The organism is Aeromonas allosaccharophila, from assembly GCF_016026615.1.
Taxonomy (GTDB): domain Bacteria; phylum Pseudomonadota; class Gammaproteobacteria; order Enterobacterales; family Aeromonadaceae; genus Aeromonas; species Aeromonas allosaccharophila.
Genome location: NZ_CP065745.1, coordinates 2,718,931 through 2,744,268, shown reverse-complemented (window position 1 = coordinate 2,744,268; position 25,338 = coordinate 2,718,931). Strand labels below are relative to the sequence as shown.

Here is a 25,338-nt window from a genome sequence, read left to right as displayed (position 1 = left end):
GACGTGGTGACCGAGGTCTTCATAGCCATAGGTTCCAACCTGTCTGACCCGCTGGGTCAGGCTCGTCGCGCCGTCGCCGCCTTGGGCCGGTTGCCGGAATCTGTGCTGGTGGAGGCCTCGTCGTTTTACAGCAGCCGCCCCATGGGGCCTGCTGACCAACCGGACTACGTCAATGCCGTAGCCCGGCTCAACACCCGGCTGGCGCCCCTTGCGCTGCTGGATCAATTACAAAAAATCGAGCTGGAACAGGGACGTGTGCGCAAGGATGAGCGGTGGGGGCCGAGAACCCTGGATCTCGATCTGCTGCTCTATGGGGCTCAGGTGATCAACCATGAGCGCCTGATCGTACCCCACTACGGCATGAAGGAGCGGGAGTTCGTGCTGCTGCCCCTTGCCGAAATTGCGCCTGCTCTGGTGCTGCCCTGCGGCACCCCGCTCGCCCGACTGGTTGCCCGCTGCCCGCACAATGATTTGGCCATCATTGCCCCGCGTGCAGATCTACAGGAGCCTCTATGAGCAAGATCACCACCGCCAGCCTGCTGAAGATGAAGCAGGAAGGTCAAAAGTTCACCGCCATCACCGCCTATGATGCCACCTTTGCCAAGCTGTTCGACGACGAGGGGGCCCACGTGCTGCTCATCGGCGATTCGCTGGGCATGGTGCTGCAAGGGGGTCAGGATACCCTGGCGGTCAACATGGATGAGATGGTCTATCACACCCGCTGTGTGGCGCACGGTGCCAGCAAGGCACTGGTGGTCGCCGACATGCCGTTCATGAGCTATGCCACGCCCGAGCAGACTTACCAGAATGCGGCCCGCCTGATGGCGGCCGGTGCCCGCATGGTGAAGATGGAAGGGGGCGACTGGCTGTGCGACTCCATCCGGCACCTCACCCGCAACGGGGTGCCGGTGTGTGGTCACCTCGGCCTCACCCCGCAATCCGTCCATGTCTTTGGCGGCTTCAAGGTACAGGGGCGCGACGAGTTTCAGGCGCAGGAGATCTACCGTCAGGCCCTCGAACTGCAAGCGGCCGGTATTCAGCTGCTGGTGCTCGAGTGTGTGCCCACTGCGCTGGCCGAGCGCATCACCAAGGCGCTGCGCATCCCGGTGATCGGCATCGGTGCCGGCCCCGCGACCGACGGCCAGATCCTGGTGATGCACGATGCCTTTGGCGTCACCTCCGGCTATGTGCCCAAGTTCACCAAGAATTTCCTGGCCGAGACCGGCGATGTGCGTGCCGCCATCCGCCTCTATGTCCAGCAGGTGAGCGAGGGGAGCTTCCCCGGCCCGGAGCACTGCTTCAACTGATCCTGGCTGTTGCACGATGGGGGCTGCGGCCCCCGTCTCTGCTTGTCAGCCTCGTACAGTCAATCCGTATAGCTAATCCGTATCTTATTGATTCATCTAAAGGTGAACTGCTGATAGCCATGTTCGAGCCCCATCCCGCCCGAGCGCTAGCGGTGGATGCAACCCGTCTCTCTTTTTGATTTATCGGAAGGTGAACTGCTGATGTTGGTCGTAAATAATCCCGTCGTTCTGCGTGAGCAGATCAGCCAATGGCGCCGTGAAGGGCGTGCCATCGCATTCGTGCCTACCATGGGCAACCTGCATCAGGGCCACCTGACGCTGGTGAAAGAGGCGCACAGCCACGCCGAGAAGGTGGTGGTCAGCATCTTCGTCAACCCGATGCAGTTCGACAAGGCCGAGGATCTCGCCAACTACCCGCGCACTCTGGAGCAGGATTGCGCTGCGCTGGAAGTCGCCGGCGTCGATATGGTGTTCACCCCGACCCCGGAGATCATGTATCCGCAGGGGCTGGCGAGCCAGACCTTCGTCGAGGTGCCGGGCCTCTCCGGCCTGCTGGAAGGGGCGCTGCGCCCCGGTCACTTCCGCGGGGTCAGCACCGTCGTCACCAAGCTGTTCAATCTGGTGCAGCCGGATGTGGCCTGCTTTGGCCAGAAGGATTACCAGCAGCTGGCGCTTATTCGCAAGATGGTGGCCGACATGGCGATGCCCATCGAGATCGTCGGCGTGCCCACCGTGCGGGCCGAAGACGGGCTGGCACTCTCTTCCCGCAACGGCTACCTGACTGCCGCCGAGCGGGCCATTGCCCCCGAGCTGGCGCGCACCATGAACTGGATCGCCGAGCAGATTGAAGCGGGTGACCACCACCTGCCGTCGCTGGTGGCGCAGGCCAGCCAGCGTCTCGACAATGCCGGTTTCCGTACCGATGCCATCGACATCGTCGATGCCGCCACTCTCGAGTCTGCCACTGACGAGAGCGCGCAGCTGGTGATCCTGATGGCCGCTTATCTTGGCAAGGCGCGCCTTATCGACAATCAAGTGGTCACGCTGCAGCAAGCCTGAGCCCGCCACAACCAGGAGGACCCCATGTCCAAGAAGGTTTACTGCATTGCCCAATTCCTGCCCAAACCCGGTCAGGAGCAAGCCCTGTTTCAGGTGCTGCAGGCGCTCGAGCCCAATACCCTGCGTGAGGATGGTTGCCTGCAATATCGGGTGACCCGTCACATCGCTAGCCCGTTTGCCGAGGGGGAGAGCTTCCCCATCGTGTTCAACGAGATTTGGCAAGATATGGCAGCCTTTGAAGCTCACTGCCAGCGCGCCGAGATCACCGCGTTCTTCGAGCGTTACTGCCTGGCCGATGATGGTTTGGCCGCCAAGTGGAATGTCTGCGTCTATAGCGACGAACCCGAACAGTACGACGCCCCCGTAAAGAAGTAATTCTCCCGATTGCCAGCGGACGCCCCCTCGGGCGTCCGCTGCTTTTTCACGCCTGCCATTTGGCGTTTTCCCCCGCGACCCTGCTCGCACCCGCTGTTTTCTCTCTCCACAATCGGCCCTGATGGCCGCTACAGGTGTTTATTTATGTTTACCTTGTTTGCTTCGTTGCTCTTCTGTCTGCTCTGTTTTGCCCTGACCCGGCTGCCCGCCACGGTGCCGCTGTCGCGCAAGGTGCTCGCCGGTCTGCTGCTGGGGGGGCTGTTTGGTCTCGGTCTGCAACTGGGCTGGGGCGCCGATGATGCCGGTGTCCAGCAGACCCTGGAGTGGGTCAATATCGTTGGCGGCGGCTATGTCAGCCTGCTCAAGGTGGTGATGATGCCGCTGGTGTTCACCTCCATCCTCTCTGCCATCAACAAGCTGGAGCAGGCCCAGTCCCTTGGCAAGATCAGCGCCGTGCTGATCGGCTCCATGCTGACGCTGGTGATGATTGCCGGTGTGGTGGGGATGACCATCACCCATCTGAGCGGTCTCACTGCCGATGGACTGCTGAGCCACGGTAGCGACAGCGCCGCCCTGCAACAGAGCATGAGCACCATCGACAGTGCCCAGACTCTGCCCGCCCTGCTGCTCTCGCTGGTGCCCACCAACTTTGCCGCCGACATGGCGGGTAGCCGAGGTCTCTCGGTGATCGGCGTGGTGATCTTCACAGTGCTGGCCGGGGTGGCCCTGCTGCAGCTGAAGGCGGAGCACCCGGAGGCGGGGGCTCGCGCCGCTGTCGCCATCGACACCCTGCAACTGTGGGTGATGAAGATGGTGCGGGTGGTGATTGCGCTCACCCCCTATGGCGTGATGGCGCTGATCGCCCGGGTGGTAGCTCACTATCCCCTGAGCGAGATCCTCAATCTGCTCGGCTTTATTTTGGTCTGCTATGTCGCCATTCTGGCGATGTTTGCGGTACACATGGTGATCCTGCTGCTGCTCGGCCAGAACCCGCTGCACTATTTGCGGGAAGTGTGGGGCGTGCTCACCTTCGCCTTTATCTCCCGCAGCAGCGCCGCCTCCATTCCGCTTAGCATCGAGACCCAGCAGCGCCTTGGGGTGCCCGCCAGCATCGCCAACTTCGCCGCCTCATTCGGTGCCAATCTGGGGCAGAACGGCTGCGCCGGTATCTATCCGGCCATGATGGTGGCGATGATCGCCCCCATGCTCGGCATCAACCCGTTTGATCCCCTGTTCCTGCTGACCCTACTGCCGGTCATTGCGCTCGGATCCATCGGGGTGGCTGGCGTCGGCGGTGGTGGCACCTTCGCCGCGCTGATCGTGCTCTCCACCCTCAACTTCCCCATCGCGCTGGTGGGGGTGATGATCGCCATTGAGCCACTGGTGGACATGGGCCGTACCGCCCTCAACGTCAACGGCTCCATCATGGCGGCGATGATCACCAAGCGGTTGCTGGGCAAACAGCAGCTGGCCGAGACGCAGGTGCTGGAGCAGCAGGCTGCCAGCTAACTCCGAGCGTGACCAAATATGAAAGAAGCCCGCAGTTGCGGGCTTCTTTATGTCGGCTGTGTTGCCTTGTGAGCAGAGATTACTCGGCAGAGACGGGGTAACCGGCTCCTTTCCAGGCGAAGATGCCGCCCGGCACCCGATAGACCTGCTGATAGCCCTGAGTCACCGCCCAGGCGGCGGCGTTGTGGCTGCGACCGCACTTGACGAAGCCGCAGTAGATCACCACCGGGCGGGACTTGTCTTCACCCAACAGCGCCTGGAACTGCTCCGCCGTGCCGCTCCCCTCGACGATCTCGCTCCAGTTGTCACCGGCCTTGGCCTCCTTCACGAAGACAAAGTTCTTGGCGCCAGGGATGTGCTCTTTCTTGTAGGAGTCCTCATAGGGCATGGTGTCGATGATCACCAGCTCCTCGCCCTTGTCCATCCGGGTCTTCAGCTCGGCCACGGTCAGCAGCTGATAGCCCCCTTGCTGTGTCTCTTGCGCCAGTTGCACCGCCGACTGCTCCAGCTTCACCTCCTGCTCGAACTGGTTGTCGCCACAGCCACCGAGGGCAAAACTGGCGGCGATCAGCGAGGCCAGCAGGGTGCGGGATCGCAATGTCATCATGTCACTACTCCTTAGGAACGGGAAAAACGGGACGGGAAGTTCGCAGCAGGGCGCCCGCAAGCGTCAGTAGCAGCAGATCCCGCAGGATGGCCTCCGGCAACGAGCTGAGATCAGCCCTGCCAAGACAGCCGCAAGAGATGTCGAGCCCGATGGCAATGCCATAGCCCAACACCGGAATAAACAGGGCGAGCAGCCCGATCACCAGCCACAATCCCCAGCGCCGGTTGGCGATGACTGCGAGCCCGGCACAGAGCTCCAGCGCGATCAGCCCCCAGGCCACCGGCGGGATCAGTGACGGCCAGATCAGCCCGAAGGCCGCGATCTGTTCGACAAACAGGGCGGGGGATACCAGCTTGAACCCGGCAGAGGCGACGAAAAATCCCCCCAGCGCCAGATTGGCCAGCATGCGCAGCAATGCAGGCATGTTCTACCTCTTTATAGAGAGGGGTGAATTCTAACAATTCCCGATTGAGCCGCAATGGCTAACCCCATGCAAGACCATATAAATCTCTATTTTGCGAAGCGATGCGCGGGATGTTCCTCATCAGGAGGTAAGATGGGGGGTTATAGTGGGCAGGATAGTACGTGGTTCGATACGATTCTGGGTATCGGTTCTGAGCGTGCTCGGGTGGTCTGTGACCATAGTAAGCATGTGTTATGTCAAAGGCCGCCAGCTCATCGCTGGCGGTTATCATATCAGGTCTTAATTAAATGCAGGTTGTTGTATTGCTGTCTTGTCTGGCTTTGGAAATACCAAGAGTGCCAACACGGGTGACAACACCATCAAGGCAAAGACAAATGCAAACCCGGCAGTGAATCCGCCAGTTACATCTATTGACCAAGCGATGAGTTGGCTATTAATGGTTGCGATCAAGAAGGTAGAGAACCAGAATGTAGACATGGCATATGTTACTGTTTGGGTTGTTACCGAGCTCAGCATCTCTTTAGGAATTGAGAAAATAAATGCAAACCAGGTGGCAAAGATCAATCCTGTTAGGAAGGAACAAACCAGGATCACCAGATCATTAGTGGCAAACAGCATGGCAAAAGTCGTTAGCGCCATCACGATGCTGGTTGAAAATAACCAGCGTCTATAATGATAACCTCTCGCCTTGAAAATAGGACCAATCAAGGCACCCAACATTATCCCCACCTGATTGACAGTGCCGCTTAGATGAGCATGGGAATCGGCAGGTAAATGAGCATATTTTGCATAATATAGCGGCAAGAACGTGAACATGAAAACCATCATGATCATTGCCCCAACATACTGCAGGATCATTCCCCAGATTACGCGGCTACAGAGCACTTCTTTGAGTGAGCTCCATTTATTTTCGTTGGCCTCAGAGATATTGTTTGGTGTGGTCTGCTCTTCATCAGTGAAACAGCAGAACCACAGTACACCCAGTGCCAGAGAAATCACACCATAAGCGGCTAATAAATTACGCCAGCCACCCAATAGGTTGGATAACGACACTGCAAGAGTTAGCGCAATGATGGTGCCCACTATATTTGATGTGCAATTGATGCTGTTGAGTGTGGCAGCCATTTTGTCATTAAACAGACGAGCCACGGTCGGTACAAGAGAAACGAGACAAATGGCACCTCCCAACCCACCTAAAAAGCGGATTAGCAGTAGCATGTTGAAATCGTTGGTCAACGGAATAAAGGCTGACAGACTGATCATCATACATCCTAGGAAATAGGATTTACGCGTACCCAGTTTTACGACCATAAGCGATGTGCCAACAGCGCCAACAATCTTTGCCCATAAAATCACATTGGACATGAGTGAGGCATGGGACACGTCGACATGAAAATCGGCCATAATCTGTGGCATCACAGAACCACTCGTTGCCCATGCGGCACCAAACACCATATAGGTGGTATAGAGTACGAATTCAATTATCCATTTTTTCACAGGCTCACCTCTTTGGTGCTTAGCTCAACCATCTCTAGCAGCATTTCTGCTGCCAAGCGCAGAGAGCCAGTTGGTAAATACTCTTTCGTTGAGTGGAAGTTATGCGCGCCAGTAAAAATATTGATTGTCGGCAAGCCATTAGGTGTAATGACACTGCCGTCATAGCCACCACGCATGATGAGTGGTTTCGCCTTAATATTAAGATTACGCATTGCCAACTCGACATTGGCCATAATATTTGGGTTTTTATCAAGGGATGGTTTTACATTATCATAAACATCATTGATCACGAGGTTGATTTTTCCGGTGCCAGATATGGCTTGTAGATCCTCGACAATATCTTGCAGGGTCTGCTTGCGAGCTTGATAACCGGTGATTTCAAAATCACGAATTGCAATATCTAGTGTTGCGTGTGCGGTATCTCCCACTAGTTGCAGTGGCCAATAGTAACCTTCGCGTCCTTCTGTGTGCTCGGGGCGCTCCATGGCTGGTAAGCGATTAATCACATTGCTAGCAATACTTAGCGCATTGACTAGCTTTCCTTTGGCACTCATTGGGTGTGCAGTCACACCTTGTACAGTTATTTTGGCACTACCTGCGTACCAGTTTTCAATAACATATTCACCCACGCCGCAGCAGTCTAGGCAAATGCCGTAATCTGCTTGTAGCTCGGCAACATTAAGGGCCTTTGCACCACGAATGCCAATTTCTTCATCTGGCAGCAGAACCAGACTAATGTCGCCATGTAAAAACTCTGGATTATCGATCATATAGCGCATGGCTTCAATGCCAGCGGCAATCGCGGCTTTATCATCAGCACCTAGCAAACTAGTACCATCTGTCGTGATAATATCCTGGCCTACGTAGTCTAATAGTTCTGGATAATCATCTGGGGAGATTGTCTCCTGTGTCGTTGGCAAAGTAATGGTTGTGCCATCATAGTTTTTAACTCGAATAGCATGGGTGTCACCATCGTGGTCAGGAGCTGTATCCAAATGAGAAAAAAATACGATAGAGGGTAATCCTGTCTTGTTTCCAGATAGGGTAATTTTAGTTATCGCATTGCTATTGATTGTTGTGCTGATGTTTTCATTATCGGCAAAGTAACTTGCAACGAGTTCTGCCAACTTTAATTGATTCTCACAACTTGGTAATGTTTGTTTAGAAGCAATGGCAGTTGTGTTAATCCGCGTGCACGCAAGAAAGGTATCAATGATTTGTTCTAGATTTATACGTGGGCTCATTAAAAAATCACCTATAAGATATGTTGCAGAAAAATGTTTATGTTATGTAATTATTGGGTTTTAAATTAGTATGGGTTTTGATTAATTAAATTCATACATAAGAGTTTTCTGATGACACTGAGCCTACATAAAAATTAAATATAAAAATGTGATTGGTCACCCATCTTTGATGTTGTTGATTTTGTTGTCATTAAGTTTGTAGTCTCCCCTATTCTGACGCATCACCAATTTCAGTTCAGCGTTCACTCATTGGTGATAGTCGGGCTGGTGCATCGCGGGGCGAAACGGGCAGTACACCATCAGGTGCTATTGCCTGCGTGGGCCGCTGACAAAAAAGAGGGGCTCCCGCGCGGGAGCCCCTCTGTCATTGCGGCGTACCGGTTCAGGCGAACTGGGGTAGCCACTGACGTTGGGCGGCGTACATCTCGTCGAACATCTGCTGGATTTGCTCCAGGGTACAGACGGTGGCGGTGACCGGATCGAGGGCCAGCGCGTAGCGGGCGGCATCGAGATCGCCGGTCAGGGCCGCCTGCACAATCAGCTCCTGCACCGCAGTGTTGCTCTTGCACAGGCTGGCGCACTGGGTCGGCAGCCGCCCCATCGCCTGCGGTTGCAGCCCCTTCTCATCGACCCAGATCGGCACCTCTACCACGCAGTCGGCGGGCAGGTTCTCCACCAGCAGTCCCTCGGGCTGGCAGTTGGCCAGATTGCCGTTGATGCGGGTGCGCTCGCCGCTCACCATGGCGTGGATCAGCTTGGGCCCGTTGAGCATGTTGGGGGCGATGACGAAGGGTTTCTCCCCCGCCAGCTGGGCGGCGATCTCCGCCTTGCCGGCAGCGTGGACCTGCTCTTCCAGGGCCAGCAGATTCCAGCGTTGGGGCAGGAAGTGGTTGATCATCGCCTCGTTCTTGCGGAAATAGGGCAGGTAATCGCTGCAGTGCCAGTGGTTCTCGGTGCACCAGAGGCCAAAGAACTTCAGCACTTCGCAGCGCACGCCGTCCGCCTCGCGGGTTTTCGGATCATTCACCAGCGCCCGGATCTTCGGCTGCATATCTTCGCCATGGATGGCAAAGCGGGTGATCCAGGTCATGTGGTTGATCCCGGCGAACTCGTACTCCACCTCGGTGGGCACATCGTGATACATCAGGCGCTGCCAGCGTTCCGGGGTGGAGGGGTGATCCACCCAGGGGCCGACCCCCAGATAACCGGCCAGTTGGGCTACGGTGTAGCGCACTCCGTAGCAGAGGCCGATGGACTGGATGGTGCTTGCTTCTTTGGCGGCCCAGGTGAGGGGCGCCAGCGGGTTGGCGTAGTTGATGAAGAGAGCGTTCGGACAGAGTTCCTCCATATCCCGCAGGATCGCCAGCATAGGCGGAATGTGGCGCAGGGCGCGGAAGATGCCGCCCGGTCCCATGGTGTCGCCCACCTCCTGGATCACCCCGTATTTGGCCGGGATCGCCATGTCCAGCTTCCAGGGGGCGAGGCCGCCCACCTGAATGGCGCTGATGACGAAGTCCGCATGGCGAATCGCATCGCGCTGGCTGGTGGTCTGGCTCACCTGCATCGGCAGGCCGGATTGCGCCACCATCATGGTGATGAGACGGTGGCTCTGGGCCAGCACCTCGGGATTGAGATCCATCAACACCAGCTCGGTACCCGCCATGGCGGGGTAGGAGAGCAGGGCCGAGACGATCTGGCGGGTAAACATGACGCTGCCTGCGCCAATTATGGTGATTTTGCTCATGTCAGAACCTTATTTGAAAAAACGGGAACGCCAGCGTCCCTGTTGAAGTTGCAGCATGCTGCCGTGGATCATCAGGGCGGCGAGGATCATCACCCCGTAGACCAGTCGGGTCCAGAAGCCGTCGAGACCGGCGCTGATGATGCCCGCCTCCAGCATGCCGATGATGCAGGCGCCAAACAGGCTGCCCAGCAGAGTGCCTCTGCCCCCCAGTACCGAGGTGCCGCCAATGAACACGGAGGCAAACACCAGCAGCATGTAACCCTGCCCCTGATTGGGCCACCAGCTGCTCATCTCGACGCTGATCAGCACCCCGACCAGCGCGGCGAGCAGCCCCATCAGCATGAAGAGGCCGAGCCGCATCCGGTTGACCGGCACCCCCATCAGGCGGGCTGCCTCCGGGTTGTCTCCGATGAAGTTGATATTGTCACCCAGCTCGTGATGGGCCAGCAGCAGCCAGAGCAGCAGCGCTGCCAGCATGCTCCAGAGGGCCTGGGCGGGCAGCCACTCGCACACTCGCCCCGTCAGCAGGGTATGGAGCAGGGTATCGCGGATCTCGGGCAGGCTGAGGGCCAGCCCGTCGGCCAGCACAGTGGTGAGACCGCCGATAAAGAACTGGGTGCCGATGGTGGCGATGATGGAGGGGATCTGGAACTGCACGATCAGCAGGGCGTTGAGCAGGCCGCACAGCAGCCCCCCCGCCATCGCCCCCAGCAGTGCCAGCAGCGGCGAGCCGGTGTGCTGGAACAGCCAGGCGAAGATAAATCCCCCCAGCGCGATGACTGCAGGAAAGCTCATGTCGATTTCGCGGGCGATGATCAACAGGGTCATGCCCAGCGCCAGCAGGATGGTCAGCGGAATGGTCGAGAGCAGGGAGGTGTAGATCCGGCCATGGAAAAAGGTGACCGGACTGATGCTGGCAAACAGCCCCCACAGCAGCAGGATCAGCCCGGTCAGTAAAGGCGCGCGATGGGCGAGCAGGAAGTGTCTCATTGGCTACCCCTTCTGACGGCATCGAGCAGCGCCTGTTGCAGGGCCGGGAGGGTCATGTCGGCTTTGTGGTACTGGGCGACGATGGCGCCCCTGTCCATTACCACGAAGCGGTCGGCGACCCGGTAGGCATCGGCCATGTTGTGGGTGATCAGCAGGCAGGCGCGGCCCTGGGCCCGCAGCTGTTCGATAAAGCTGAGTACCTTCTCCACCTCGCCGAGGGAGAGGGCGGTGGTCGGCTCATCGAGGATCACCAGCCGGGCATCAAACAGCATGGCGCGGCCGATGGCTAGCCCCTGCCGTTCGCCGCCAGATAGCAGGCTGACCGGCGCATCGACGTTGGCACCGATGCCGCGAAAATGGAGTACCCGCAGCAGCTCGGCGGCCCGGCATCGCTCTTCTTGCCGGTCGATAAAGCCCCAGCGATTGCGCAGATGGCGTCCCAGAAAGAGGTTGCGCCAGACGCTCTGCTGCTCGCCGAGGGCGCCGCTCTGATAGACGGTCTCAATGCCGAGCCGACGGGCGGTGGGCACATCGTAGCGATCGCCTGCCACCGTCTGCCCGGCAACGGTCAGGGTGCCGCTGCCGAACGGTTCGGCGCCGGCAATGACCCGGATCAGGGTCGACTTGCCCGCGCCGTTGTCGCCAAGCAGGGCCACCACTTCACCCGCCCGCTGCTGGAAATGGATATCCCGCAGGGCTTGCACCGGGCCGAACCATTTGTTCAGCCCGTGCAGCTCGAGGGCCAGTGGTGCCATTTAGCGCAGACCTTTGGCCGCCAGCGGGGCGATGAGCGCGATGTTGTCTTTGGTGACAAAACCGGCCCCGGTGTTGATGTCCAGCCCGGCAAAGCCGTAACGCTCGCTCAGCACCAGCTGGACCACCGATAGGTAACCCATCAGGTAGGGCTGGCAATCGGCCACCAGTTGTACATAACCGGACTGGATCCCGTCTGCGGTGGCGGGGGAGAGGCTGAAACCGGCGACAAACAGCTCACCGGGTTTGACGGCGGCGTTGCGCAGGAAGTTGCCCATCTGGGCGGTCAGGGCACCGTGATCCACCAGCACCATCTTCACGTCGGGGTGGGTTGCCAGATAGGAGGTGACGACCGGTGCACCCAGGGACGGGTCTTTGTCCACTTCCTGCGAGATCTGGATGAAGTCGACCTTCATGCCCGCCTCTTCCAGGGTCTTGATCAGGCCACGGGTGGAGTCGCTGCGTTGGGCGATATCCTTGATGCCCCACACCATGGCGCGGTCACCCTTCTTCAGGCCGCTGCGGCGCAGGGCCTCTTTGGCCAGATTGATGCCGCGGGTGGCGTTGTTGTCGCCCACGTAGCCAAAGCCGTTGCTCAATTCATTGGCCATGGTGCCGGAGAGCTCGGTGTCCACCGAGGTCACCTTGATCCCCTTGGTGATGGCGTCGGCAATCAGCGGCTGGTAGGCGCTGTCACCGGGGTGGCCCATCACCACGATGCCGGTGGGCTTGGCGGCCACTGCCTGCTTGAAGTTCTCGATCATTTTCTGGGGTTGCCAGTCGGAGTAGACCAGTCGCAGATCCACCCCCAGATCTTCAGCCGCCTGTTTGGCGCCATTCTGCACCACGGTGACGTAGGATTCGCCGACCGGGCCGCCGAGATCAAACCAGATGGTCATATCCTTGCCGGAGGGGGCTGCACCCACCTGGGAGGCGAGCAGGCAGCCGGACATCAGCAGGCCGGTCAGCCAGCGTTTGGCCGTGTGAGTATTGCCAGTGTGCGTGTTGTGCATTGTGTTTCTCCTTGTTGTAAATGCGGGCGCGGTGGATCGTCTGCGGTGAGGCACAGGCCATTCAACGCGCCGGGTAAATGTGGTTGCTGCCACGATCGGGTGTCGGGCGGTCAAATGGGGTGGTTCCTGCAGGCTCACACGGCTGGATAGCGGGCCAGCTCCTGATAGTCGCCGTCCGCTTCGCAGCGAAAGACGGAGGCGGTTTCGCCGCGCTGACACCACTGTTGCCACTCGTCTGGCGGGCAGTGGAGTCGAATGGCGAGGCCGCAGCCCGCGCTGAGCTGGCGCGGTACGTCGCAGACCCGAAACGACTGGCCGTGCTGCTCCAGCCGCTTGCGCAGCCTGACCGTGCCGAGGGTGGAGTGGAACAGGTAGAGAAACTCTTCGTTCATGACTTGCCTCCCGTGCTGGCGCGGGCACCGAACAGGGCGGCCCCCAGCGCACCGGCAAACTGGGCATCCGGGTGGGTGGCCACGTCGCAGCCCAGCCCTTCTGCCAGATAGTGGCGGAAGGTGGCGCAGTGGCTGACGCCGCCGGTGAAGAGCACGGTCGGTCTGGCGCCGAGGCGGCCGATGAAGTTGGCACTGCGCCGTGACATGGATCGGACGATGCCAGCGAGGATCGACTCGGCCGGAATGCCCGCCGAGCGCAGGCTGATCGCCTCCGACTCGGCAAACACGGTACACATGCTGCTGATGTCGTGGGGCTCTGCGCCCTCCAACAGCTCGTCGAGCTGCTCGACTCGCGCCCCCAGGGTGCGGGTGATCACCTCGAGAAAGCGGCCGGTACCGGCGGCGCATTTGTCGTTCATCAGAAAGTCGGTGAGATTGCCCTCGCCATCGAGCTGGATCACCTTGCTGTCCTGGCCGCCGATGTCGATGACGGTGTGTACCGATGGACAGAGCAGGCGGGCACCCAGCCCGTGGCAGGAGATCTCGGTGACCCGGCGATCGGCGAACGACGCCAGATCCCGGCCATAGCCGGTCAGGGTGAGATGGGGGCGTTCTGGCAGATCGGCCGAGAGTTCGGCCCAGCCTTGCTCGATGGCGGCCAACGGACGAAAGGGGGTCGGCACCAGAAAACGGCGGACGATGCGTCCGCCATCCCGGTTGTCGAACAGGATCCCTTTGGTCGCGGTGGAGCCCGAGTCAATCCCGATGGAGAGTGACACGGCGCCTCCTTACAGCATTTCGATAAAGGCGGCCAGCCGGGTTGCCAGTTGCCCCTTGTCGGCGCTGGAGTAGTCGGTCTCGACCGCCATGTAGGGGATGCCGTGGCGTTCGCGTACGTGGCGCTTGATGGCCAGTGACTCCACCGCATAGGTGTGGCAAGCCTGCAGGATCACATCGATCACCCCGTCCGCCTGATACTCCTCCACCATCTGGCTCAGCAGCGTCATGCGCTGGTGGTTGGGGGAGATGCAGGAGCAGCCGATGGCCAGATACTTGTCGGTCAACGCATCGAACGGGTCACCCTGTTCGCTGACGCACTGTTCGGTCGCCTTGGCGCCGGTGCAGTTCTCGTAACCCACCACCCAGCCACCGTGCTCCTCGATAAGGCGCACCACCTTGTCAGCGGCACCGCCGATGGGGCAGCCGGTGATGAGAATGCGCGGACGGGTGTCGAGCCGCTTGCCCTCGGCATACTCGGCCTTGATGCGGCGGGTCATCTCTTGCAACTCGCTGATGAGCTGCTCCTTGTCGAAGCGGAAGGTGGCGCCATAGACCACCTTGAGCAGGTCGGTGCCGCTCAGTGCCGGAGGGTTGAGCTGGCCGAGCCGGTAGAAGTCGGCCAGCGCGCGGCGCTCGCGGTTTTTCAGCACGATCGCTTCGTGCAGCTCCTGCTCGCTGATAGGGTTGCCGAACTGCTGCTCCAGCAGCTCCTTGAAGCGGACGATCTCGCTGCGCCACAGGGTGCGGGAGGCCTCGTCATCGGCGCGGTTAGGCAGTTGCATCACATGCACCGGTTTGAACTCGGCCATGTACTCGTACATCTTCTTCTTGCCGTCGCAGGTGGTCTCACCCACCACCAGATCGGAGAAGTAGAAGTAGGGGCACTTGTCGGTCTTGCCGAAACCGTAGCTGCTCTTGATCAGCGGGCAGAGGTTGCGGGGCAGATCTTTCTCGGCCTCCTCGATGGTCTCGTCGCTGGTGGAGCAGAGCGATACCACCACGGCACCGGCGGCCATCGCCACCTCCTGCGGCATGAAGGTGCAGTAGGTACCAACCAGGGGGATCTGTCGCTCCTTGAGTGCCATCACAGCCAGAAAGCCCTGACGACGGGCATCTGAAAAACTCTCGAAAATGGCTGGCAACTCGGTGATCAGTGACATAAGCGATCCTGTCCTGCTGGGAAATGAGAGAGAGGAAGAGGCCGTCCATCACGGCTCTTCCAACCGCGGGAATTATACCTTTGGGGGTAATCCGAAAATTGCGGTGGATCACAAGGTGCCGGATAAAGCCTTAATAACAGGGAGGTTATCTGATGTGTGATGAAGAGAGGGGGATGAGAATAAACAACGGGCACCGTGAGGTGCCCGTTGCATGTCATCAGTGACGCAGCCCGGTGCCGCGAGAGATAAGCCACCAGGCGATACCGTAGAGGGCCACGATAAAGCCGATGATGATGAGGTAGGCGGTGCCGAGCGGCACGTCGGAGATACCGAGGAAGCCGTAGCGGAACGCGTTCACCATGTAAATGATGGGGTTCACCTGGGAGACACCCTGCCAGAACGGCGGCAGCAGGCTGATGGAGTAGAACACCCCGCCCAGATAGGTGAGCGGCGTCAGCACGAAGGTGGGGATGATGCTGATGTCGTCGAAGGTCTTGGCAAACACCGCGTTGATCAGCCCGCCCAGCGAGAAGAGGATCGAGGTGAGCAGCACGGTGAAGCAGACGCTGAACAGATGGTGGATCTGCAGCGGTACGAAGAACAGCGACACCAGGGTGACGATGAGGCCGACACAGAGGCCGCGTGCCACGCCACCGCCCACATAACCGGCGATGATGACGTAGTTGGGCACCGGCGCCACCAGCATCTCCTCGATATTGCGCTGGAACTTGGCACTGAAGAAGGAGGATGCGACGTTGGAGTAGGAGTTGGTGATCACCGACATCATGATGAGGCCGGGCACGATGAACTCCATGTAGCTGAAGCCACCCATGTCACCGATGCGTGAACCGATCAGGTTGCCGAAGATGACGAAGTAGAGGCTCATGGTGATGGCCGGTGGCACCAGGGTCTGGATCCAGATCCGGGTAAAGCGGCTCACTTCCTTGGCCAGAATGCTCTTGAAGGCGATGTAATAGGTGGCCAGATTCATGCTTTTCTCCCCTCTTCGACCAGATTGACGAACAGCTCTTCCAGCCGGTTGGCCTTGTTGCGCATGCTCACTACCTGCACCTGCTGGCTCGACAGCTGCTCGAACAGGCTGTTGAGTGACTGGCTCTTGTCGAGATCCACCTCGAGGGTGCGCTCATCCGGCATGCGGCCGTTGAACTCTGGTACCTCGGGTACGGCAGAACCTGGCGCAAGGTCGAGCAGGAAGGTCTCGCGACCCAGCTTGCCCAGCAGGTTTTTCATGCTGGTGTTCTCGATCAGGCGACCCTTGTCGATGATGCCGATGTTGCGGCACAGCATCTCGGCCTCTTCCAGATAGTGGGTGGTGAGGATGATGGTGACGCCCTGCTCGTTGAGCTCCTTGAGGAAGGTCCACATGGAGCGGCGGATCTCGATATCGACCCCGGCGGTCGGTTCATCGAGGATCAGCAGTTTGGGCTCGTGCATCAGGGCGCGGGCGATCATAAGACGGCGTTTCATACCGCCGGAGAGGGTGCGGGCAGGCATGTCGCGCTTCTCCCACAGGTCGAGCTGGCGCAGGTACTTCTCGGCGCGGATCTTGGCTTCCGCCTTGGGCACGCCGTAGAAACCGGCCTGATGGGTGACAATCTGGATTACCTTCTCGAACTGGCTGAAGTTGAACTCCTGCGGCACCAGCCCGAGCTGGGCCTTGGCCTGCTCGAGATCGCTGTCGATGTCGTAGCCAAATACCTTCACCTTGCCGGCGCTCTTGTTCACCAGCGAGCTGATGACGCCGATTGTGGTGGATTTGCCCGCGCCGTTCGGGCCGAGCAGGGCGAAGAAATCCCCCTGATTGACGCAAAGATCGATGCCTTTAAGGGCTTCGACGCCCCCCTGATAGGTCTTTTTCAGGCCGCTGATTTCCAGTGCGTTCATTGCAACCTCTGTGATGGTTGAATCCGGCTCGATACAGAAAAGGCGGCCAAGGCCGCCTGCACAGAGTAAAGGGCGCAAGGCCGCTTCACCCGTGATATTCCTGAACCTGGCTTACTCCTGGGGTACCACTTTGCCGATAAACGGCAGGTTGCGGTACTTCTGGGCGTAGTCGATGCCACAGCCGACCACGAATTCGTCCGGAATGGCGAAGCCAATCCAGTCGACCGGCACCTGTACTTCGCGGCGGGAGGGTTTGTCCAGCAGGGTGCAGATGGCAAGGGATTTCGGCTCGCGCAGGGAGAGGATCTCGCGCACCTTGTTGAGGGTGTAACCGGTGTCGATGATGTCTTCCACGATCACCACATCCTTGCCCTTGATGTCATCGTCCAGGTCTTTGAGGATGCGGACGTCACGGGTGCTGTGCATGCCGGAGCCGTAGCTGGAGGCGGTCATGAAGTCCAGGGTGATGGGCAGCTGGCACTGGCGGCAGAGGTCGGCCAGGAAGATGCAGGAACCGCGCAGCAGCGCAATCATCACTACTTCGTCAGAACCCTGATAGCGGGCGGTGATCTCTTCACCCAATTTGGCGATCCGGGCGGCTACTTCAGCCTCGGAGATCATCACCTCGACGGTGTGTTTCATCACTTACTCCCATAAGGCCAAAGGGGATTTGGCCGTTCATGAATATCAAAACCGATGATTCTACCACTCATGTCGAAGGGTGCTAGAGATACGTGGTGCTTTTATCGGCTTATTTTAATTGATAGAGTTAGCAGGCACTCAGGCATGATTAGTTAAAATACTATAAACACCATAATCAATAACTATTAGATGATAAAAACTATGGAACCACGCGCAGAAATAAGACGTCGTACCCGGCTGTCGCCGGAAGCTCGTCGCTCCCAATTGATGGAATGTGCCATCGAGGTGTTCTCCCGTCGCGGCATTGGCCGTGCCGGTCACGCCGAGATAGCCGAACAGGCCAAGGTCTCTGTGGCTACCGTCTTCAACTATTTCAACACCCGCGAGGAGTTGGTAGATGAGGTGCTGGCCGAGATCGAACGCTTTGTGAACCAGATGCTGTCGCAGGCATATGGTGACCAGGGCTCCATTTTCGACAAGATCCAGCGTCATGTACGCCTCTCTGTCGATGCCGCCTACGATCAACCGGATTATGCCGGTATCTGGCTGGAGTGGAGTTCATCGGTTCGGGAAGAGGTATGGCCCCGCTATACCCGGCTGCTCGATCAGTGCCTTGAGCTGATCGCCAGCGAGCTGCAAACCGCCATGGATGCAGGGGAGATCACCAGCGTGCTGTCGGCACAGGATCTGGCCCGCTCTTTGACCGGTTTTGGCTATGTGATGATGCAGATGATCAATCAACCCAAGCGCCCGGCGCGCGAAGAGGTGACTGATTTCCTGTTCAAGTACGTGACGGCACCTATTCAGGCTTGCTGATACGGCTTAACGAAAAAAGGCGCCCCTCATCGAGGGGCGCCTTTTTTTATCCGGTTTGTCTGGCTAGCTCAGCCGTGGCCATAGCCCCAGCGGTTGGTCAACTCATGCTCGACACCGAGATGATCGAGGATGCGGGCGACCATAAAGTCCACCAGATCCTCGATACTTTTCGGCTCATGATAGAAACCGGGCGCGGCAGGCATGATGGTCACCCCGAGCCGCGCCAGTTTCAGCATGTTTTCCAGATGGATCGCCGAGAAGGGGGTTTCGCGGGGCACCAGGATCAGCTGGCCGCGCTCCTTGATCACCACGTCCGCCGCCCGCTCCAGCAGGTTGTCCGAGGTGCCGTTGGCAATGGCCGAGACGGTGCCCATGGAGCAGGGGCAGACCACCATCTGCTTGGGCGCTGCCGAGCCGGAGGCGACCGGCGAGAACCACTCCTCCTTGCCGCAGGCCACGATCTGCCCCTCCTGGGCGCCATATTGGCGACAGAGATAGGCAGAGAGTTCCTTCGGCGAGCCGGGCCACTCCTGCTGCTGCTCGGTCTTGAGCACCACTCGTGCCGCCGAGGAGGCGAGCAGGTAGACCCGATAGTCTGCCTGCACCAGACACTGGAGCAGGCGCAGGGCGTAGGGGGCGCCGGAGGCACCGGTCAGCGCCAGGGTGATCGCTTTGTTCATAGTTCGCCGTGATAATCCTTGAGGCGGGCGATCAGCTTGTCATGAATGCCACCGAAGCCGCCGTTGCTCATGATCAGAATATGGTCGCCATCGCGGCTCTCGGCCACCAGCCGGTTGATCAGGGTCTCCAGATCGTTGAACACCTTAGCGGGTCGGGTCATATGGGCCGTCACCTCGCCGAGATCCCAGCCGATGTTGGGGGGCTGGAAGAAGAACACCTCGTCGGCGCCGTCGAAGCAGCCAGCCAGCTCCTCCTTGTGGACCCCTAACTTCATGGTGTTGGAGCGTGGCTCCAGCACCGCCAGAATGCGGGCCTCGCCCACCTTGGCGCGCAGGCCGCCGAGGGTGGTCTCGATGGCGGTGGGGTGGTGAGCAAAGTCGTCATAGACGCTGATGCCGGCTACCTCGCCCTTGAGCTCCATCCGCCGCTTGGGGGATTTGAACTGGCAGAGCGCCGCGATGCCATGCTCCACCATGACACCGGCATGGCGGGCAGCCGCGATGGCCATCAGACCGTTGTTGACGTTGTGCTCGCCGATGCACTCCCAGTGCACCTCACCCTGCTTTTCGCCATCCAGCCATACCTCGAAGACGGAGCCATCATCGGCCAGCTTGACCGCCTTCCACTTGGCGTCGTCCTGACCTACCAGCTCCACTTCGCTCCAGCAGCCCATCTTGCGCACGGCGGTGAGGTTGTCATCGGCTTGCGGGAACAGCACCCGGCCGTTGCTCGGCACGGTGCGCATCAGGTGGTGGAACTGGCGCTGGATGGCGGCGAGATCCGGGAAGATGTCCGCGTGGTCGAACTCCAGGTTGTTCATCACCAGAGTGCGCGGGTGGTAGTGGACGAACTTGGAACGCTTGTCGAAGAAGGCGCAGTCATACTCGTCCGCTTCGATGACGAAGAAGGGGGCGGAGCCCAAGCGGGCGGAGACCGGGAAGTTGCCTGGCACGCCGCCAATAAGGAAACCGGGCTCCAGCTTGGCGTACTCCAGCACCCAGGCCAGCATGCTGGCGGTGGTGGTCTTGCCGTGGGTGCCGGCAACGGCCAGTACCCAGCGATCCTGCAGCACATGCTCCAGCAGCCACTGGGGGCCGGAGATATAGGGCAGATTGCGGTCCAGCACATATTCAACACAGGGGTTGCCGCGGCTCATGGCGTTACCGATCACCACCAGATCCGGCGCCGGATCGAGTTGGGAGGGGTCATAGCCTTCGGTCAGTTCGATACCCTGTTGCTCGAGCTGGGTACTCATGGGGGGATAGACGTTGGCGTCTGAGCCGGTCACCCGGTAACCAAGCTGTTTTGCCAACACCGCCAGACCACCCATAAAGGTGCCGCAGATCCCGAGAATGTGAATATGCATACCGCTTCCTTTCGCAGTAAAGGGAAGTGCGCATTCTAGGGGGTGTTGCGGTGGTGGCACAAGCCGCACTCATGGTGAGAGACCCACAGATGTGGCACAGGAAGCAGAAATCTTGTCACTGTTCGGGCGTGCGAGGCTGGAATGGGTGGGTCGGTTTTATTTGAGGCTTGATTTCGTGTCGCACTTTCTTACAATTCTTCGGTTTTGTGACGCACCCTACAGTTTTACCATATCGCCCTTTTCCAACGGAGAGTCTCCATGGGCAAGTTCCTGCTTTGCTATCTGGTCGGTGGTCTGGTGGCCATCAGTTGGGCTGCGCTGCCCGCTCATGGTCCCTGGGATCAGTGGGACCTCGCGATTTTTCATACCGTTAACGGCTGGCTCGGGCAGTCGCCGTTGTGGGCGGATCTGGTGGCCATCACCAATAACCGGCTGTTCGATCTGGCGGTGCTCGCCTGTATGGGGCTGATCCTGGCTCGCTGTTTCTTTGCCCGTGATATTGCTGGTCGTCGCCAGCTGGTGGCGATGGGCATTGTGATGCTGCTGAGTGCGCTGGCGATCAATCAGCTTGGTCATCAACTGCCGGTGGAGCGCCCCAGCCCGACTCTGATGGTGAGCGACGCCTTGCGAGTCACCCATCTCAGTGCGATCCCGACCAAGGACTCTTCCGGCGATAGCTTCCCGGGGGATCACGCCCTGTTCCTGATGATCTTCGCCGGTTTTGCCCTGCGCTATCTGCCGCGCTGGGCCGGTGTCAGTGCGCTGCTGATGGTGCCGATCTTTTCCGCGCCGCGCATTCTGGCGGGCGCCCACTGGTTTACCGATGTCTATGTCGGCGCGCTGGGGCTGGCGACCCTCTGCCTGCCCTGGTTGCTGCTGACCCCGCTGGCGGATCGGCTGATAGAGCGCATTGCCCCCCGATTGGCCCGTGTGCCGCTGCTGCGCAGTCAGACCCACTGATTGAACGTCACAAAATAAAACGCCCCGACATGAAAATGTCGGGGCGTTTTGTTATCAACCCGCTAGATCATCAGCCTTGATAGCCGTTCGGGTTGTTGCTTTGCCAGCGCCAGGTATCGACCATCATCTGCTCCAGACCACGCTCTGCCTGCCAGCCCAGCTCGGCACGGGCCAGCGTCGGTTCGGCCCAGCACTCGGCGATGTCGCCCGGGCGACGGGGTTTGATCTGGTAGGGAATGGGTCGGCCGCTGGCCGCTTCAAACGCCTTGACCATCTCCAGTACCGAGTAGCCCTGACCTGTACCCAGGTTGTAGGTGAAGACGCCGGTGTCGCTCTTGATGCGCGCCAGTGCTTTCAGGTGGCCGATGGCCAGATCCACCACATGGATGTAGTCGCGCACGCCGGTGCCGTCTGGCGTTGGATAGTCGTTGCCAAATACCCCCAGCTCCTTGAGCTTGCCGACACCCACCTGGCTGATATAGGGCAGCAGGTTGTTGGGGATGCCGTTGGGATCTTCACCAATCAGGCCGCTCTCGTGGGCGCCGACCGGGTTGAAGTAGCGCAGCAGCACGATGGCCCAGCGGGGATCGGATTTGGCGAGATCACGCAGGATCTCCTCCACCATCAGCTTGGAGCGGCCGTAGGGGTTGGTGGCGCTGGTGGGGAAATCTTCCCGCAGCGGTACCGAGGCGGGATCGCCATACACGGTGGCAGAAGAGCTGAACACCAGCCGGAACACGCCCGCCTTGGCCATCTCTTCGCATAGCACCAGAGTGCCGCTGATGTTGTTCTGGTAGTAGGTGAGCGGGATCTGGCTCGACTCTCCGACTGCCTTGAGGCCCGCGAAGTGGATCACCGATTCGATCTGGTGGTTGGCAAACAGCTGCTGCAGGCAGGCTCTGTCCAGCACATCCCCTTCGACGAAGGTGACCGGTTTGCCGGTGATCTGCTCGACCCGCTTGAGTGACTCCGGTGAGGAGTTGGAGAGGTTGTCGAGTACCACGACCTGCTGCCCCGCGCCGAGCAGCTCAACCAGGGTGTGGGAGCCGATATAGCCGGCGCCCCCTGTGACCAGTATTGTCATTTTTTTATCCCGTGTTCTGGTGAAACTGGGGGCAGAGTCTAGCGCCCCTGCCTACTTGGGAAAAGGTTGGGATACCGATGACGCCTTCACCACACCTCAAATAAATCTTCGCCACGCCTTAAAAATCGAGGCTGATATCCCCCTGCGCAGTGCAGGAGCAGGCCAGGGCCACGCCGCTCTCCAGATCCTGCGCACTCAGGGTCATCACGCTCTGGCGCTCGATGTCTCCTTCGGTAGAGCACCGGCAACTACCACATACGCCTGCGCGACAAGCTGCCATCATGGTTTCACCCGCCGTTTCCAGCGCCGCCAGCAGGGTCTGGCCCGGCAAAATTTTCACTTTCTTGCCGCTCTTTTTCAGGGTCAGCCAGAAGTGGTCGCTGGTGGTCGCGGTGGGCTCTGCGGGGGGAAGACCAAAGGACTCCTGATGCAGTTGCTCCGGCGGCAACCCCAGCTTTGCCAGCATGCTATAAACCGCTGTCATATAGGGCGCAGGGCCGCAGAGATAGACATGGCGTTCGCGCAGATCTGGGGCCAGTTCGGCCAGCATGGCGGGGGTGAGTCGGCCAATCCAGGGGTGATCTGCAGGCGCCTCTTCCAGAATCAGGGCATGGCGTACACCGGGATGAGTCTCAGCCAGTGCAGCCAGCTCGCCTGCAAAGATCACATCCTCGGGGGTTCTGGCGCTGTGAATAAAGCGGATATCGGCATCCGGCCGTTTGGCAAGCTCGTCCCGCAGCATGGCCCACATGGGGGTGATGCCGGAACCGGCACTGAGCAGCAGCGGCCGCTCGCAGGGCAGGTTGGTCAGGTTGAAATCGCCGAACGGGCCATCGGCCCGGATCTTGTCTCCCACCTGCAAGGTCTGGTGCAGATGGCGGGAGACCCGTCCCACATCCTTGATAGTCACCTGCCAGCACGCATCCTGCGGGCTGGAGGAGAGGGTATAGGCGCGGCTGTGGGGCTTGCCGTCAATCTCGGTGTGCAAGGTGATGCACTGGCCAGCCAGTACGGGAGGGAGGTTGCCGGAAAGCGGCGCCAGCTGCCAGCTCACTACGTCGTGGGTGTTCTGTTGGCGGCCAATGCAGGTGAGCGTGAGAGAGGTCATCACAAGGCTCCTTATGTTTGAAACGGTTTGAAAAACGTCTGATGAAAAAGCCGGATCCAGAAAAAAGGCGAGCCGGGCGGCTCGCCAAACGCTTACAACATACTGAGCGTGTAAGGCGGATATGGAACCGATCAGGCCGCCAGGATCTCGGCCAAGTCAGCCTCGGCCGTGGTGGTCCCTTTCAGGCCAAACTGCTCCTCCAGCACCTTGAGCAGGGCCGGGGTGAGGAAGGCGGGGGCGGTCGGCCCGGTACGAATGTCTTTCACCCCAAGGGAGAGCAGGGTGAGCAGAATGACGATGGCTTTCTGCTCGAACCAGGAGAGCACCAGCGTCAGCGGCAGATCGTTGACCCCGCACTCGAACGCCTCGGAGAGCGCCAGCGCCAGCTGAATGGCGGAGTAGGCATCGTTGCACTGACCCACATCCAGCAGACGCGGAATGCCGCCGATGTCACCAAAGTCGAGCTTGTTGAACTTGTACTTGCCGCAGCCCAGCGTGAGTAGCAGGCTGTCGCGCGGTGCCGCCTTGGCAAACTCGGTGAAGTAGGCGCGCTCGGCCTTGTCGCCGTCACAGCCACCCACTAGGAAGAAGTGGCTGATCTCCCCGGCTTTTACCTTCTCAATCACCGCCGGTGCGGCCTGCATCAGGGCGTTGCGGGCAAAGCCGATGGTGATGAAGTGCTCCAGCTCGGTGTGCTTGAAGCCTTCCAGCGCTTGCGCCTTGGCGATCACGGCCGAGAAATCATCCCCTTCCAGATGGGTTACGCCCGGCCAGCCGACGATGGAGCGGGTGAAGATGCGATCCGAGTAGTTGCCCACATTCGGGTCGATGATGCAGTTGGAGGTCATCACCACGGCGCCCGGGAAGTTGGCAAACTCCTTCTGCTGGTTCTGCCAGGCGGAGCCGTAGTTGCCCACCAGATGGGGGTACTGTTTGAAGAAGGGGTAGGCCAGCGCGGGCAGCATCTCGCCGTGGGTGTAGACATGGATGCCGGTCCCCCTGGTCTGCTCCAGAATGAGCTTGAGATCCACCATGTCGTGGCCGGAGACCAGAATGCACTTGCCGGGGATGGGGGTGACTCTGACCTGGGTCGGTTCCGGGTGGCCGAAGGCGCTGGTTTCACCGAGATCCAGCATCTCCATGATTTTGAAGTTGAGCTGACCGATCTCCATGGCGCAGCTGAACAGCCGACCCATTTCGCTCGGGTCTGTGCTGAGCCAGCTCATGATGCGGTGGAATTCGGCGGCCACCTCGTCACTCTGCTGATCCAGTACCCGGGCGTGCTCCATATAGGCGGCGGCGCCCTTGAGGCCGTAAAGGCAGAGCAGGCGCAGCCCCATGATGTCTTCGTTCACCTCGCTCTTGCCCCGATTGGGGGCGGCTGGCGCGGCATGGGCGAGCTGTTCCAGCAGCTCGGCGCCGGGCTCGAAGTGAGCGGATTGCGGCAAGTCGTTCACCTGCACCGCCATGGCGGCCAGACGATCGGCCAACTGCTGGCGATAGGCAAGGGCCTGATTGACGTAGGCCACGATGCGATTCGAGTCGAAGTTGACGTTGGTGAGGGTGGCGAAGAAGGCCTTGGGCACGAAGGCATCGATTTCGCGGTCGATGATGCCCTGCTCGCGGGCGGCCAGCGCCCAGGCGCTGAGTCCCTGCAGGGTATAGATCAGCACATCTTGCAGATCCGAGGTTTCCGCCGTCTTGCCGCACATACCTTGTGCGTAGGCACAGCCGTTGCCTGCCGGGGTACGAATTGTCTGTTCACATTGCACACAAAACATCATGTCTCTCCTAATTGGACATTTCAGTTGTTTGTTTTGTGGCGATTCTATTCCCCTCGTGAAAAACTTAATAGGTATTCAATTTGCCAATTAAGGTTCCCTTGATGCAGATCAAAAATAAAAAAAGCCGCCCAAACAGGG

The 25,338-nt window shown here is 59.5% G+C and carries 26 protein-coding genes; 7 read left to right on the top strand and 19 right to left on the bottom strand.

All coding sequences use genetic code 11. The features are described from left to right. Nucleotides 1–6: 6 nt before the first annotated feature. The 5 genes from folK to I6G90_RS12360 all read left to right on the top strand — a co-directional run bounded on the left by folK (nt 7) and on the right by I6G90_RS12360 (nt 4,250). On the top strand, nt 7–516 hold the full coding sequence (folK, locus tag I6G90_RS12380) for a 2-amino-4-hydroxy-6-hydroxymethyldihydropteridine diphosphokinase (protein WP_197931195.1): 510 nt from the start codon (nt 7–9) through the stop codon (nt 514–516). Next, nucleotides 513–1,307: a 3-methyl-2-oxobutanoate hydroxymethyltransferase gene (panB, locus tag I6G90_RS12375; RefSeq protein WP_197927720.1), complete on the top strand. Its 795-nt coding sequence runs from the start codon at nt 513–515 to the stop codon at nt 1,305–1,307. Before folK ends, panB begins: the two co-directional genes overlap by 4 nt. A gap of 201 nt (nt 1,308–1,508) precedes the next feature. Further along, nucleotides 1,509–2,366, top strand: a complete 858-nt coding sequence (panC, locus tag I6G90_RS12370) for a pantoate--beta-alanine ligase (protein ID WP_042656634.1) — start codon at nt 1,509–1,511, stop codon at nt 2,364–2,366. Nucleotides 2,367–2,390: 24 nt separating this feature from the next. Then, complete coding sequence (locus I6G90_RS12365; protein ID WP_148611537.1) at nt 2,391–2,741, top strand: putative quinol monooxygenase; 351 nt, start codon at nt 2,391–2,393, stop codon at nt 2,739–2,741. Between the two features lie 144 nt (nt 2,742–2,885). Then, nucleotides 2,886–4,250, top strand: coding sequence for a cation:dicarboxylate symporter family transporter (locus tag I6G90_RS12360; RefSeq protein ID WP_197927719.1), 1,365 nt, complete (start codon nt 2,886–2,888; stop codon nt 4,248–4,250). Between the two features lie 79 nt (nt 4,251–4,329). Here the strand turns inward: I6G90_RS12360 and I6G90_RS12355 are convergent, their stop codons facing one another. The 14 genes from I6G90_RS12355 to hpt all read right to left on the bottom strand — a co-directional run bounded on the left by I6G90_RS12355 (nt 4,330) and on the right by hpt (nt 17,401). Then, a complete protein-coding gene (locus tag I6G90_RS12355) occupies nt 4,330–4,857 on the bottom strand; it encodes a rhodanese-like domain-containing protein (protein ID WP_101315599.1) in 528 nt (175 codons plus the stop codon). A gap of 4 nt (nt 4,858–4,861) precedes the next feature. Further along, a complete protein-coding gene (locus tag I6G90_RS12350) occupies nt 4,862–5,281 on the bottom strand; it encodes a MauE/DoxX family redox-associated membrane protein (RefSeq protein ID WP_111807109.1) in 420 nt (139 codons plus the stop codon). 279 nt (nt 5,282–5,560) lie between these two features. Continuing rightward, the gene (locus tag I6G90_RS12345; RefSeq protein WP_197927718.1) at nt 5,561–6,778 is read right to left on the bottom strand and encodes an MFS transporter; all 1,218 of its coding nucleotides are present in this window, start codon (nt 6,776–6,778) and stop codon (nt 5,561–5,563) included. Then, a complete protein-coding gene (gene pepT / locus I6G90_RS12340) occupies nt 6,775–8,022 on the bottom strand; it encodes a peptidase T (RefSeq protein WP_197927716.1) in 1,248 nt (415 codons plus the stop codon). Before pepT ends, I6G90_RS12345 begins: the two co-directional genes overlap by 4 nt. Before the next feature lie 382 nt (nt 8,023–8,404). Then, nucleotides 8,405–9,766: an alpha-galactosidase gene (gene melA, locus I6G90_RS12335; protein WP_197927714.1), complete on the bottom strand. Its 1,362-nt coding sequence runs from the start codon at nt 9,764–9,766 to the stop codon at nt 8,405–8,407. A gap of 9 nt (nt 9,767–9,775) precedes the next feature. Beyond that, nucleotides 9,776–10,756: an ABC transporter permease gene (locus I6G90_RS12330; protein WP_197927712.1), complete on the bottom strand. Its 981-nt coding sequence runs from the start codon at nt 10,754–10,756 to the stop codon at nt 9,776–9,778. After that, entirely contained in the window at nt 10,753–11,511 is a 759-nt protein-coding gene (locus I6G90_RS12325; RefSeq protein ID WP_182938207.1) for an ATP-binding cassette domain-containing protein, read from the bottom strand. Before I6G90_RS12325 ends, I6G90_RS12330 begins: the two co-directional genes overlap by 4 nt. Then, nucleotides 11,512–12,522: a sugar ABC transporter substrate-binding protein gene (locus I6G90_RS12320; protein ID WP_058052511.1), complete on the bottom strand. Its 1,011-nt coding sequence runs from the start codon at nt 12,520–12,522 to the stop codon at nt 11,512–11,514. It abuts the gene before it with no gap. A 134-nt stretch (nt 12,523–12,656) separates the two neighbouring features. Beyond that, entirely contained in the window at nt 12,657–12,914 is a 258-nt protein-coding gene (locus tag I6G90_RS12315) for a DUF3343 domain-containing protein (protein ID WP_197927710.1), read from the bottom strand. Further along, nucleotides 12,911–13,693: an acyl-CoA dehydratase activase gene (locus I6G90_RS12310; protein WP_197927708.1), complete on the bottom strand. Its 783-nt coding sequence runs from the start codon at nt 13,691–13,693 to the stop codon at nt 12,911–12,913. Before I6G90_RS12310 ends, I6G90_RS12315 begins: the two co-directional genes overlap by 4 nt. 9 nt (nt 13,694–13,702) lie before the next feature. Continuing rightward, the gene (locus tag I6G90_RS12305) at nt 13,703–14,854 is read right to left on the bottom strand and encodes a double-cubane-cluster-containing anaerobic reductase (protein WP_197927706.1); all 1,152 of its coding nucleotides are present in this window, start codon (nt 14,852–14,854) and stop codon (nt 13,703–13,705) included. A gap of 217 nt (nt 14,855–15,071) precedes the next feature. Further along, a complete protein-coding gene (locus tag I6G90_RS12300; protein ID WP_042656642.1) occupies nt 15,072–15,845 on the bottom strand; it encodes an ABC transporter permease in 774 nt (257 codons plus the stop codon). Further along, on the bottom strand, nt 15,842–16,759 hold the full coding sequence (locus I6G90_RS12295) for an ABC transporter ATP-binding protein (RefSeq protein WP_197927704.1): 918 nt from the start codon (nt 16,757–16,759) through the stop codon (nt 15,842–15,844). The genes I6G90_RS12300 and I6G90_RS12295 overlap by 4 nt, the downstream gene beginning before the upstream one ends. Nucleotides 16,760–16,870: 111 nt before the next feature. Next, nucleotides 16,871–17,401 (bottom strand): hypoxanthine phosphoribosyltransferase, encoded by a 531-nt coding sequence (gene hpt / locus I6G90_RS12290; RefSeq protein ID WP_005335618.1) that lies wholly within the window; start codon nt 17,399–17,401, stop codon nt 16,871–16,873. 201 nt (nt 17,402–17,602) lie between these two features. On the opposite strand from hpt, the gene I6G90_RS12285 reads away from it, so the two are divergent. After that, entirely contained in the window at nt 17,603–18,217 is a 615-nt protein-coding gene (locus I6G90_RS12285; RefSeq protein ID WP_042063099.1) for a TetR/AcrR family transcriptional regulator, read from the top strand. A gap of 68 nt (nt 18,218–18,285) precedes the next feature. Here the strand turns inward: I6G90_RS12285 and I6G90_RS12280 are convergent, their stop codons facing one another. Continuing rightward, complete coding sequence (locus tag I6G90_RS12280) at nt 18,286–18,897, bottom strand: flavin prenyltransferase UbiX (RefSeq protein ID WP_042063096.1); 612 nt, start codon at nt 18,895–18,897, stop codon at nt 18,286–18,288. After that, nucleotides 18,894–20,264, bottom strand: a complete 1,371-nt coding sequence (gene mpl, locus I6G90_RS12275; protein ID WP_144714112.1) for a UDP-N-acetylmuramate:L-alanyl-gamma-D-glutamyl-meso-diaminopimelate ligase — start codon at nt 20,262–20,264, stop codon at nt 18,894–18,896. Before mpl ends, I6G90_RS12280 begins: the two co-directional genes overlap by 4 nt. A gap of 258 nt (nt 20,265–20,522) precedes the next feature. Here mpl and I6G90_RS12270 point away from each other — a divergent pair, with 258 nt between their 5' ends. Further along, complete coding sequence (locus I6G90_RS12270; RefSeq protein WP_197927702.1) at nt 20,523–21,224, top strand: phosphatase PAP2 family protein; 702 nt, start codon at nt 20,523–20,525, stop codon at nt 21,222–21,224. 70 nt (nt 21,225–21,294) lie between these two features. On the opposite strand, the gene galE is transcribed toward I6G90_RS12270, so the two are convergent. From galE to hcp, 3 genes are all read right to left on the bottom strand, one after another. After that, the gene (gene galE / locus I6G90_RS12265; RefSeq protein ID WP_005335608.1) at nt 21,295–22,308 is read right to left on the bottom strand and encodes a UDP-glucose 4-epimerase GalE; all 1,014 of its coding nucleotides are present in this window, start codon (nt 22,306–22,308) and stop codon (nt 21,295–21,297) included. Between the two features lie 118 nt (nt 22,309–22,426). After that, nucleotides 22,427–23,416 carry a hybrid-cluster NAD(P)-dependent oxidoreductase gene (locus I6G90_RS12260; protein ID WP_197927701.1) on the bottom strand — a complete coding sequence of 330 codons (990 nt, stop codon included), beginning with the start codon at nt 23,414–23,416 and terminating at the stop codon, nt 22,427–22,429. Between the two features lie 131 nt (nt 23,417–23,547). After that, on the bottom strand, nt 23,548–25,197 hold the full coding sequence (gene hcp, locus I6G90_RS12255) for a hydroxylamine reductase (RefSeq protein ID WP_197927700.1): 1,650 nt from the start codon (nt 25,195–25,197) through the stop codon (nt 23,548–23,550). Nucleotides 25,198–25,338 lie beyond the last annotated feature (141 nt).

What these genes read in the sequence shown, in the direction of transcription:
- I6G90_RS12300 (WP_042656642.1), bottom strand. Translation starts at nt 15,845, where the DNA reads ATGAATCTGGCCACCTATTACATCGCCTTCAAGAGCATTCTGGCCAAG.
- pepT (WP_197927716.1), bottom strand. Translation starts at nt 8,022, where the DNA reads ATGAGCCCACGTATAAATCTAGAACAAATCATTGATACCTTTCTTGCG.
- I6G90_RS12315 (WP_197927710.1), bottom strand. Translation starts at nt 12,914, where the DNA reads ATGAACGAAGAGTTTCTCTACCTGTTCCACTCCACCCTCGGCACGGTC.
- I6G90_RS12305 (WP_197927706.1), bottom strand. Translation starts at nt 14,854, where the DNA reads ATGTCACTGATCACCGAGTTGCCAGCCATTTTCGAGAGTTTTTCAGAT.
- I6G90_RS12280 (WP_042063096.1), bottom strand. Translation starts at nt 18,897, where the DNA reads ATGAACAAAGCGATCACCCTGGCGCTGACCGGTGCCTCCGGCGCCCCC.
- I6G90_RS12330 (WP_197927712.1), bottom strand. Translation starts at nt 10,756, where the DNA reads ATGAGACACTTCCTGCTCGCCCATCGCGCGCCTTTACTGACCGGGCTG.
- I6G90_RS12325 (WP_182938207.1), bottom strand. Translation starts at nt 11,511, where the DNA reads ATGGCACCACTGGCCCTCGAGCTGCACGGGCTGAACAAATGGTTCGGC.
- I6G90_RS12320 (WP_058052511.1), bottom strand. Translation starts at nt 12,522, where the DNA reads ATGCACAACACGCACACTGGCAATACTCACACGGCCAAACGCTGGCTG.
- I6G90_RS12260 (WP_197927701.1), bottom strand. Translation starts at nt 23,416, where the DNA reads ATGACCTCTCTCACGCTCACCTGCATTGGCCGCCAACAGAACACCCAC.
- I6G90_RS12285 (WP_042063099.1), top strand. Translation starts at nt 17,603, where the DNA reads ATGGAACCACGCGCAGAAATAAGACGTCGTACCCGGCTGTCGCCGGAA.
- I6G90_RS12365 (WP_148611537.1), top strand. Translation starts at nt 2,391, where the DNA reads ATGTCCAAGAAGGTTTACTGCATTGCCCAATTCCTGCCCAAACCCGGT.
- I6G90_RS12360 (WP_197927719.1), top strand. Translation starts at nt 2,886, where the DNA reads ATGTTTACCTTGTTTGCTTCGTTGCTCTTCTGTCTGCTCTGTTTTGCC.
- hpt (WP_005335618.1), bottom strand. Translation starts at nt 17,401, where the DNA reads ATGAAACACACCGTCGAGGTGATGATCTCCGAGGCTGAAGTAGCCGCC.
- panB (WP_197927720.1), top strand. Translation starts at nt 513, where the DNA reads ATGAGCAAGATCACCACCGCCAGCCTGCTGAAGATGAAGCAGGAAGGT.
- I6G90_RS12270 (WP_197927702.1), top strand. Translation starts at nt 20,523, where the DNA reads ATGGGCAAGTTCCTGCTTTGCTATCTGGTCGGTGGTCTGGTGGCCATC.
- panC (WP_042656634.1), top strand. Translation starts at nt 1,509, where the DNA reads ATGTTGGTCGTAAATAATCCCGTCGTTCTGCGTGAGCAGATCAGCCAA.
- melA (WP_197927714.1), bottom strand. Translation starts at nt 9,766, where the DNA reads ATGAGCAAAATCACCATAATTGGCGCAGGCAGCGTCATGTTTACCCGC.
- mpl (WP_144714112.1), bottom strand. Translation starts at nt 20,264, where the DNA reads ATGCATATTCACATTCTCGGGATCTGCGGCACCTTTATGGGTGGTCTG.
- hcp (WP_197927700.1), bottom strand. Translation starts at nt 25,197, where the DNA reads ATGTTTTGTGTGCAATGTGAACAGACAATTCGTACCCCGGCAGGCAAC.
- I6G90_RS12355 (WP_101315599.1), bottom strand. Translation starts at nt 4,857, where the DNA reads ATGATGACATTGCGATCCCGCACCCTGCTGGCCTCGCTGATCGCCGCC.
- galE (WP_005335608.1), bottom strand. Translation starts at nt 22,308, where the DNA reads ATGACAATACTGGTCACAGGGGGCGCCGGCTATATCGGCTCCCACACC.
- I6G90_RS12350 (WP_111807109.1), bottom strand. Translation starts at nt 5,281, where the DNA reads ATGCCTGCATTGCTGCGCATGCTGGCCAATCTGGCGCTGGGGGGATTT.
- I6G90_RS12295 (WP_197927704.1), bottom strand. Translation starts at nt 16,759, where the DNA reads ATGAACGCACTGGAAATCAGCGGCCTGAAAAAGACCTATCAGGGGGGC.